Genomic DNA, 6,944 nt, shown 5'->3' on the forward strand with positions numbered 1-6,944 from the left:
GCACGGGCGCACGGGCCCTCCCGGCGGAGGGCCCGTGCGTCACCGCCGCGGTCAGGCGTTCTTCTGCGCCAGGACCAGCAGTCCGTCGGGCATCGCCGGGCGGACCATGGCCTTGACCGTCAGTCCGGCCTCGGTGAACGCCCGGCGCCAGCCGTCCTCGTCCAGCAGGTACTGGCCCATCACCGAGTGCACCAGGGCGAATTCGGGGCCGAAGACGTCGTCCGTCCTGGTCGAGCTGGGCGTGGCGGTGACCTCGGCGGTCAGCACGTGGGCGCCCGCGGGCAGGCGGGCGGCGAGCTGCCGCAGGTAGTCGACGAGCGCGTCGAAGCCCTTCTCGTAGACCTCGTGCAGGAAGAAGAAGGTGACGGCCAGGTCGACGTCCTCCAGGCCCTGGATGGAGGAGATGTCGCTGCCGTCCGCCACCACGGTGTCGATGTGGGCGGACTTGCCCGCGGCGTCGATCTCGCGCCGGGCCTCCTCGACCGCCTCCGGGCTGATGTCGACGCCCAGTCCGCTGCAGCCCAGCTGGTCGTGCAGGGTGATCAGGAAGTGCGCGTTGCCGCAGCCGATGTCGGCGACCCGGCTGAACTCCAGGTCGCTCATCAGCTTCACGACCTCGGGCTGCACGTCCTTCTTGCCGAGCAGCGCCGAGCCGACGGCCACCCATTTGCCGTCCCGCAGCACCTCCTTGCGGTAGGTGGCCTGTCCGGTCAGCAGGTCGCCGAAGCGGCGCAGCGGCTCGCTGTAGCCGCCGGCCAGCCAGACCAGGTAGCCGCGGTCCTCGTACAGGCTGCGGCCGGTCTCGGTCAGGTGGTAGCGGTCGCCCTCCAGGTAAAGGACGCCGCGCTGCGACAGGTAGCGGAAGAGTCCCTCGGAAAGGAACCGGTTGCTGCCCGCCTCCTCGACGGACAGCCCCCGCTCGGCGAGCCGGTCCAGGGAGCCCGTCATGTCGAGCGCGGCGAAGGTGGAGGCCGTGACGTGGCCGCGGATCAGGTCGAAGGCGGGACGGTTGGCAGCGGGGCTGTTCACAAGTGGCTCCTCGGGTGCGTACGGCCGGGACGGGGACATCATCGGCAGGGACGCGGGCCGCCGTGCGGGGTGCTTCCGTTCACCGGAAGCACGGGGCGGTTCCTTCCGCTGAGTGGCGGGCGGCGCCGCCGTGGCACGCGGGGACGTCATCATCGCCGCCTGCCACGGACGAACCGGCGCCGGAGCCGGTCACGCCGGTTCGTCGTCCACCCGCCCGAGGAGGACGCGCTGCATTCCCGAGGCCGCCGAGAGCAGCGGCTCCCGCCACTGGCCGAGGCCGGCCGTGGCCCTGGCCGACAGACCGAGCGCGGCCTCGGCCCGGCCGCTCGGCCGGAGCACGGGGACGGCGATGGTCTGCAGGCCGGTGTCGGTACGGTCGGTGAGGGCCGCGTAGCCCTGCCGGCGCACCTTGCGCAGGGTCGCGTCGAGCAGCTGGCTCCGGGGCGCGGGGCCGCGGCGGCGGCTCTCGCCCTGGTAGGCGAGCAGCGCGAGCCCGGCGGCCGATCTGTCCAACGGCTGCCGCAGGCGCCGTGCTTCGGGGCTGCCGGCGCGCAGCTGGTGCGGCCCGAAGCGTTCCACGTACACCGCGTCGGCGCCGTCGGCGACGGCGATGAAGACGTGGGCTCTGGTGGCCTCGTGCAGGGCGTGCAGGTAGGGCATCGCCGCTTCGCGGAGCTGCATCCTGGCGGAGGCCAGGCTGCCGACCTCCCACAGGCGCAGTCCGATGCGGTACCGGCCGTCGGCGCCGCGTTCCACCGCGCGCCACCTCTCCAGTTCGGAGAGCAGGCGGTGCACGGTGGCGACGGGCAGTTCGGCCCGCCTGGCGATCTCGGTCAAGGTCAGCTGCTGATGCGTCACGTCGAACGTTTCCAGAACTGCCAGCACCCGGCTCGTCACCGACGCACCGGCCTGCTTCGTGTTGCCCGCCATCCCTGGTCTCCCGTTCTGAGGTGGCTACGCGCCCAGGGGCGGGCGTGGTTCGCACGGGCACTCGTCCCCTGGTGAAGGCGCACGAATCGCGGGCGGTCGGCACCGCGGCACTGGCGAACATAAGATCAGGCCCGGCGCCGGGCCACCGGGTCCGAACGCGCACGCCCGGACGCCCCGGCAGGTCCGTGGTTAGTTCGGCCGTGCGGGGCTCATATCAGCAGCCGGTGAACATATGCCAAAAGCCCGTGCCCTCCGCCGAGTCCGACCCGCGTTCCGCACAGTGAGACAGCGTATGGACAGCCCGCCCGGGACCGCCCAGTGAGACAACGTCCCAGTTCGGAAGGGGTGAACAGGCCCCGCGCCGAAGGAAGTTGCGGTGCGCCGCCGGAGGGCCGGAGGATTTTTCGGAACGGCGGCCGTGCGCCGGTGCGCGCGGGGCGAGGGCGGCCGGGTGCGCCGTCAGGCGGCGGACGGACGGCGGCCCCAGGCCGAGATCATCGGCGAAGTGGCCAGATCGAGGCCCCCGGTGGCGAGATTCGCCAGATGGCGTTCGATCTCCTCCTCGGTGGCCAGCCCCTCGGCGACGAGCCGGCCTTGGACCTGGTGGACGGTGGCCTCCTCCAGGACGGTGCAGGCGGGCGAGGTGATCGGGAAGTAGGCGTCGGCCCCGACATCGGCCAGCCCGGCGCCGCGCAGCAGCCGCGGCAGCCTGCGCCCGTACGCCAGGTCGGCGCCGCGCTGCCGGAGCAGCGTGCGGAAGCCGCGCCGCAGCCGGTTGGCGAGCTCCTGCTCCGGGCCGTACTCGTCGGGGCTGATCAGCGGCTGGAGTTCGGGGTCGGCGTCCTCCAGGACGAGCCAGCCGCCGGGGCGCAGCGCGGCGGCCATCGTGCGCAGCGCCCGGTCCCGGTCGGCGACGTGGACCAGCACCAGCCGGGCGTGGACGAGGTCGAACGGCCCGCCCGGCGGGGGCTCTTCGGCGGCCACGTCGTGGCGCAGCACCTCGAAGCCGCGCGCGCCTGGGAGCCAGGAGGTGTCGATGTCGGTGGCGACGACGTACCCGTCCGGGCCGACGCGTCGGGCCAGCCAGGCCGGGACGGTGGGCCCGCCGGCGCCGATCTCCCAGCAGCGCCACCCGGCCCCGGCCCCGACCCGTTCGAAGTGCCGGAAGGTCGAGGGGTCGAAGAGCTCCGCGAGCGCGTTGATCCGCACCCCCGCCTCGGCCTGCCGGTTGTCCAGCAGGTACCCGTCACCGCCCGTGTCCCGCGCCATGCCCCGATCATCCCACCGGGGCCCGGGACGGGCGCGGCGCGAGACGGCGGGCCCGTGCGGTCACGCGGGGTGTCCGGCCGCTCACCCCGCGCCCGGGGTCAACCGGCCTGCCCCGCCGTCCCGTTCGTCAGCTCGTACGCGTGGCCCGCCGCCCACCGGGCCGGGGTGCGGGCCGGGCGGCCCAGGACCCGGGCGACGTCGGGCCGCACCTCGGGCAGCTCCTCCGCGTACTCGGCCCGGTAGCCCAGCAGGATGCCGCCGGGCCTCCGAGGCCGTGTGTACGTGCGTACGCTCCGGCTCTAGGCTCCCGGCATGACCGTTGACGTCCTGCGGCGGCCCTCCCCCGCCGAGCGTCGGGCCCGGGTGGCCGTCGCCGTGCTGTTCTTCACCAACGGGGCCCTGTTCGCCAATCTGCTGCCGAGGTTTCCGCAGATCAAGGCGGATCTCGCGATCGACAACTCGGCCTACGGGCTGGCCGTCTCAGCCTTCCCCGCGGGCGCCGTCGCGGCCGGGCTGGCGGCGGGCCTCACCGTCCGGCGGCTGGGCTCGGCGCGGACCGCCGCCGCCGGGACCCTGCTGACCGGCGCGGGCATCCTCGCCGCCGGACTGGCCGACTCCGTCCTGCTGTTCGCGGCGGCGCTGTTCCTGGCCGGGGCGATGGACGCGGTCACCGACGTCGGGCAGAACGCCCACGGGCTGCGCGTGCAGCGCCACTACGGACGCTCGATCATCAACGGGTTCCACGCCATCTGGTCGATCGGCGCGGTGACCGGCGGCGCCATGGCCGCCGCCGCGATCGCCCTCGGCCTCAGCCGCGGGCAGCACCTCGCCCTCGCGGCCGCCCTGTGCGCGGCCGCCGCCTGCACGGCCCTGCGCTTCTGCCTGCCGGGCCCGGACACGGACGGCTCAACAGCCGCCGGGGACACCCCGGTTGACGGCCCCGGGCCCGGCGGTGCGCCGCGTCCGGCGGCGGGGCGGCGTACCGCGTACGTGCTGGCCGCGCTCGTGCTGATCGCCACGGCCGGGACGCTGGTCGAGGACGCGGGCAGTTCCTGGGCCACGCTCTATCTCGCCGACACGCTGCACGCCCCGGTGACGGTGGCCGCCTCCGGCTACATCGCCCTGGTGGGCGCCCAGTTCGTCGGCCGCGTGCTCGGCGACCGGCTCACCGACCAGTTCGGCCAGCGTGCCGTGGCCCGCGCGGGCGGCCTGATCACCGCGTGCGGCATGGGGCTGGCACTGGCGGTGCCCACGGTGCCCGGCACGGTGCTCGGTTTCGCCGCGGCCGGGTTCGGGGTGGCCACGCTGGTCCCGGCGGCGATGCACGAGGCCGACGAACTGCCGGGCCTGAAGCCCGGATCGGGGCTGGCGGCCGTCTCCTGGCTGATGCGGATGGGCTTCCTGCTGTCGCCGCCCGCCGTCGGCCTGGTCGCCGACGCGGCCGGGCTCCGCACCGGCCTGCTCGTCGTCCCCCTGGCCGGCCTGCTCGTCCTCCTCCTCGCGGGCGTACTGCGGCCCCGGCAGGGGTAGTTGCCGGGGCCGCCGCGCACTCAGTCCTCGTTGCCGGGGATCGTGCGGGTACGCAGGCGGTTGCCGGGCGCGGCGTCCTTGCGGCGCCCGACGCGGGCCGCGTCCGTGAGGTGCCGGGTGGCGACGCGGGCCAGCGCCTGGAGCGCGGCCTCCGCCTCCAGGTGGTCGAGCGCGTCGGTGTCACCGGCCACGAGGGGGCTGTCGCTCGTCAGCAGGGTCCGGCCGGCCTCGTCCCGCTCCAGCCGGACGGTGACGGACTCGCCCGTCGGCAGGGTGAGCGCGAGGCTCGCGCCCTCGGCCACCGCGTGCCGGCCGCCGTGCAGGACGGCCTGCCGGTAGCTGTCGGTGTCGGCGGCGAGTTCGTCCGGTCCGGCCTGCGAGGTCAGGGCCCGGCGGCTGTGGCGCGCGAGCTTCTCGCCCTCCTCCGCCAGCCCGGGCAGCGTCTCCCGGGGCGTCCATCCTGGCCCCTGGCCGGACGGCGGCTCCAGCACGTCGGCGACCGTCCCCAGGGCACGCGTCGCGGCGAGTGCCACGCCCACGAGCGGGTCGTCCGGGGCGCGCGCGTAGGCGGGCCGGACGACGGAGTCGGCGACGCCGGCGAGGTGGCGCACCGTGTCGGCCCGGAGCGGGGGTTCGCCCGCCGCCGGGGCGGCGGGCGTCTCCTCCGCGGGCGCGTCCCGGTCGACGCCGCGGGCCGCGAGGTCGGCGTAGACGGTGTCGCGGCTGACCCGGGCGAGGCGGGCGAGTTCGGCGACGTTGCGGGTGCCGGTGCGCCAGGCGGCGGCCACGGCGGCGGCCCGGTCCGCGCTGAACCGCTCCCGGCGCGCGGCCCAGGCGACGAGCTCGGACAGGGCGGCGACACGTGCTGCTTCGTTGAGTTCGGTCACAGGGGCACACTATGTCGACTCACTCGACATGTCGAGTGAGTCGACACTCATGCGTGGAAGGTGGTGGTGGCATCGAGGGCGGCGCGGCCGGCCGTCACGCGGTTCACCGGCGCGGCTTCGTCGGCGTGACCGAAGGAGACGCCGACGAGCAACTTCCCCTCGGTGACGCCCAGTTCGGCCCGGACCGGGTCGGCGTAGAAGTGAGCAGGCCCTGCGGGCAGCTGTCCACGCCGTACACCGTCAGGGCGAGCAGCAGCGTCTGCAGGTACGCGCCGGCGTCGGCGGCCAGCCGCGCCCCGCCGTCCCCGGTGGCGAACAGGAAGGCGACGTGCGGCGCCCCGTAGAAGTCCAGGCTCTCCGCGTCGTAGGCGGCGCGGGCCGCGTGGTCGCCGGGGGCGACGCCGAGGGCGCCGTACAGTCCGGCGCCGTAGGCGGCGCGCCGCTCGTGATGGACGGGCGCGTACATGTCCTCGGAACAGGGGAAGTCGGCCGAGGTGCGGCGCTCCTCGTGGGCCGCCCGCAGGGCGCGGGCCAGCCGGTCGCGCCGGGCGCCGCTCGCCACCTCGACCCGCCACGGCTGCGCGTTGGAGTTGGACGGCGCGGCCCCGGCGAGCGCGAAGACCGCGCGCAGGGTGTCCTCGGGTACGGGGTCGGGGCGGAACGCCCGGGTCGCGTGGCGGCCGCGGATCAACTTCTCGGCGCAGGCGCTCAGTCCGGTGGGGACCGGCAGGCTCATGGGGCTCTCCTCGGGAACATAGGTAAACGGGAGCATTTACCATGAGTACGGTGAGCACGGCTTCCCCGGCAGGGACGCGGCGGAGGGGGCCCCGGTGCGCGGGTGCCCGTTCCTCGACGCCGCGGCCGAGTACCCCGACCCGGACAGCGCGGTGCACTCCTGCGCGCGGGACCGGAAACTGCTGATGCTGCGGCTGGTGACGGACCTGGTCACGGAGCTCGGCTGCCGTGAACCCGCCGCGCTCGCCGAGCAGTTGGTCACCCTCGCGGACGGCGCCGCGGCGCGCGCGAGGGTGCTGGACGACCCGGAGTACGGCCGCCACGCGCGCGCGGCGGCCGAGATCCTGCTGGACCACGCACGGACCGGCACCGGCTGAGCGCCGGGGAGGGCCGGCGGACCGGAAAGACGTCAACGGACTCGCAGGCGGCGGCGCACCCGCCGCTCGTCGTACCGTCCGAGGCGCTCCGGGTCGTCCCGGAGGACGACGGCGCGCAGTTCGGCCACCGCGTCCACGAGGCGGCGCGCAGCTCCCCTTCCGGCATGGCGGCAAGCCACCGGCGCGG

The 6,944-nt window shown here is 75.2% G+C and carries 7 protein-coding genes; 2 read left to right on the forward strand and 5 right to left on the reverse strand.

Going from position 1 to position 6,944, the window contains the following annotated elements:
* Positions 1-51 precede the first annotated feature (51 nt).
* The 3 genes from HCC30_RS29260 to HCC30_RS27800 form a co-directional block, all read right to left on the reverse strand.
* The gene (locus HCC30_RS29260) at positions 52-1,029 is read right to left on the reverse strand and encodes a class I SAM-dependent methyltransferase (protein WP_169445682.1); all 978 of its coding nucleotides are present in this window, start codon (positions 1,027-1,029) and stop codon (positions 52-54) included.
* A 189-nt stretch (positions 1,030-1,218) separates the two neighbouring features.
* A complete protein-coding gene (locus HCC30_RS27795; protein WP_169445683.1) occupies positions 1,219-1,959 on the reverse strand; it encodes an IclR family transcriptional regulator in 741 nt (246 codons plus the stop codon).
* Between the two features lie 459 nt (positions 1,960-2,418).
* On the reverse strand, positions 2,419-3,228 hold the full coding sequence (locus tag HCC30_RS27800; protein ID WP_169445684.1) for a methyltransferase domain-containing protein: 810 nt from the start codon (positions 3,226-3,228) through the stop codon (positions 2,419-2,421).
* Positions 3,229-3,540: 312 nt separating this feature from the next.
* Between HCC30_RS27800 and HCC30_RS27805 the strand changes: the two genes are divergently transcribed.
* Positions 3,541-4,758: an MFS transporter gene (locus HCC30_RS27805; RefSeq protein ID WP_169445685.1), complete on the forward strand. Its 1,218-nt coding sequence runs from the start codon at positions 3,541-3,543 to the stop codon at positions 4,756-4,758.
* 20 nt (positions 4,759-4,778) lie between these two features.
* Here HCC30_RS27805 and HCC30_RS27810 read toward each other — a convergent pair whose 3' ends face one another.
* The gene (locus HCC30_RS27810; protein WP_169445686.1) at positions 4,779-5,645 is read right to left on the reverse strand and encodes a hypothetical protein; all 867 of its coding nucleotides are present in this window, start codon (positions 5,643-5,645) and stop codon (positions 4,779-4,781) included.
* A gap of 103 nt (positions 5,646-5,748) precedes the next feature.
* Positions 5,749-6,381, reverse strand: coding sequence for a nitroreductase family protein (locus tag HCC30_RS27815; RefSeq protein ID WP_240979956.1), 633 nt, complete (start codon positions 6,379-6,381; stop codon positions 5,749-5,751).
* A gap of 94 nt (positions 6,382-6,475) precedes the next feature.
* Here HCC30_RS27815 and HCC30_RS27820 point away from each other — a divergent pair, with 94 nt between their 5' ends.
* Positions 6,476-6,757, forward strand: a complete 282-nt coding sequence (locus tag HCC30_RS27820; RefSeq protein ID WP_240979957.1) for a hypothetical protein — start codon at positions 6,476-6,478, stop codon at positions 6,755-6,757.
* The last annotated feature ends 187 nt before the right edge of the window (positions 6,758-6,944 follow it).

Source organism: Streptomyces sp. HNM0574 (assembly GCF_012726235.1).
Classification (GTDB): domain Bacteria; phylum Actinomycetota; class Actinomycetes; order Streptomycetales; family Streptomycetaceae; genus Streptomyces.